Origin of the sequence: Streptomyces beijiangensis, from assembly GCF_017315755.1 — a bacterium.
Classification (GTDB): domain Bacteria; phylum Actinomycetota; class Actinomycetes; order Streptomycetales; family Streptomycetaceae; genus Streptomyces; species Streptomyces beijiangensis.
Window position 1 is genome coordinate 1 of record NZ_JAFLRJ010000718.1, and the last position, 1,685, is coordinate 1,685.

A 1,685-nucleotide genomic window follows, 5' to 3' on the forward strand; every position below is an offset into this window, starting at 1 on the left:
ACGCGGTCCTCGAACCGGCCCAGCTGCCAGGAACCCATGAAGATGCAGAAGGGGATGGCGAGCAGCACGAAGACGTTGATTCCCCACCATCGGGGCGTCAGCAGGAACCGGTACACACTCCCACCGTACGGTGCCGCGCTTTCGGGCGCCCCGCCCCCCGACCCCCCGCTCCTCAATCGCCGGAGGGGCTTGATTTGGGCCGGTGTCGGCTTGATTTGGGCCGGTGTCGGCTTGATTCGGGCTGGTGTCGGCTTGGTTTTGGCCGGTGTCGCCTGCGCGCCAAGGTGCGGTAGACCCCTCCGTCACGCTGCGGGCCCTGCGCGCCGGGCGTTCCGCCGCTGCGCCTGCCGCTGCGCCCGCCGTGGCGCCCGCCGCTCGCGCGGCGCGGGCCGGGCGGGTCGGGGCCGGTGGGAGCTGGCCCTTCTGCGGGCCCCATTCGTTCGGGTCAGGGACGCCCGGCGGGAGCATCTGGCGGCGCTTGGGGCCGCCGTCGTGCGACTCCCCCGGCTCCTTCGCTCCCGGCCACGCCTTGGCGACCCGCGCCGCGAGGACGAAGTCCTTGCGCAGGGGGTGGCCCTCGAAGGTCTCCGGGAGCAGAAGGGGGACGGGGTTCGGGTGGTCCGTGAACGTCACGCCGAACATCTCGTGCGTCTCGCGCTCGTGCCAGTTCGCGCCCGCGTAGACATCCACCGCCGAGGGCAGCGAAGGCGCGGTGTGCGGGACCGTCGTACGGAGCATGAGGCGGCGGACCGTGCGGCCTTCGAGGGCCACCACGTGTGCGCAGACACGGAAGCCCGTGCCCGGTTCGTCCACCGCACTCAGCCAGTCGAAGTACGTGCACGCGAGCTTGTCGCGGGCGATCTCCAGCGCCGCGATCCAGGACCCGGTCGGGACGTCGACCGTCAGGAGGTCATGGGCGCGTTCCGCCGTCGCCTCCTCGCCGAAGATCTCCGACGCTGCCTCGGGGAGGCTGTCGTACGCGGTCACTTCGCGGCCCCCGGCACCGGCGGCGGGGTGACCAGACCGCTGGTCAGCTGGGCCGTGGAGGGCGTCGAGTAACGCTCGCTGAGCGATTCGCGGGCGATCTTCTCCTGGAGCTTGAGGATGCCCTGCAGGAGCGCCTCGGGACGGGGCGGGCAGCCCGGGACGTACACATCGACCGGGATGATCTGGTCGACGCCCTTGGTCACCGAGTACGAATCCCAGTACGGGCCACCGCAGTTGGAACAGGCGCCGAAGGAGATGACGTACTTGGGCTCGGGCATCTGCTCGTACAGCCGTTTGACCGCCGGTGCCATCTTGTCCGTGACCGTGCCGGAGACGATCATCAGGTCCGCCTGGCGCGGCCCCGGCGCGAAGGGGATCACGCCGAGCCTGATGAAGTCGTGCCGGGCCATCGAGGCCGCGATGAACTCGATCGCACAGCAGGCGAGTCCGAAGTTGAAGACCCAGAGCGAGTACCGGCGGCCCCAGTTGAGGACCACCTTCATCGGTTCGGGGGCCAGGCGCGAGAGGACACCGAGGCGCTGCGGCTGGGGGAGGTCGACAGGGGCCATGGCGGGGGGCACGGCGGGGGTCACGTCCGGAGTCACGTCAGGGGTCACGTCCATTCGAGGACGCCCTTCTTGTATGCGTAGAGCAGGCCGACGGCCAGGAAGCCGAGGAAGATGAACATCCCGACCAGC

The 1,685-nt window shown here is 70.3% G+C and carries 2 protein-coding genes and 2 pseudogenes; all 4 read right to left on the reverse strand.

Features of this window, described 5'->3' with window-relative positions; translation table 11 throughout:
* Nucleotides 1–116 (reverse strand): annotated as a pseudogene (locus tag J0695_RS45545) (SURF1 family protein); the annotation flags it as partial.
* 481 nt (nt 117–597) lie between these two features.
* A pseudogene (locus J0695_RS45550) lies at nt 598–987 on the reverse strand (NADH-quinone oxidoreductase subunit C); the annotation flags it as partial.
* Nucleotides 984–1,610, reverse strand: coding sequence for an NADH-quinone oxidoreductase subunit NuoB (locus J0695_RS38625; protein ID WP_206969518.1), 627 nt, complete (start codon nt 1,608–1,610; stop codon nt 984–986). The gene J0695_RS38625 and the pseudogene J0695_RS45550, both read right to left, overlap by 4 nt.
* Nucleotides 1,601–1,685: NADH-quinone oxidoreductase subunit A (gene ndhC, locus J0695_RS45825; RefSeq protein WP_206969519.1), on the reverse strand; the 85-nt coding region annotated here is incomplete at its 5' end. The genes ndhC and J0695_RS38625, both read right to left, overlap by 10 nt.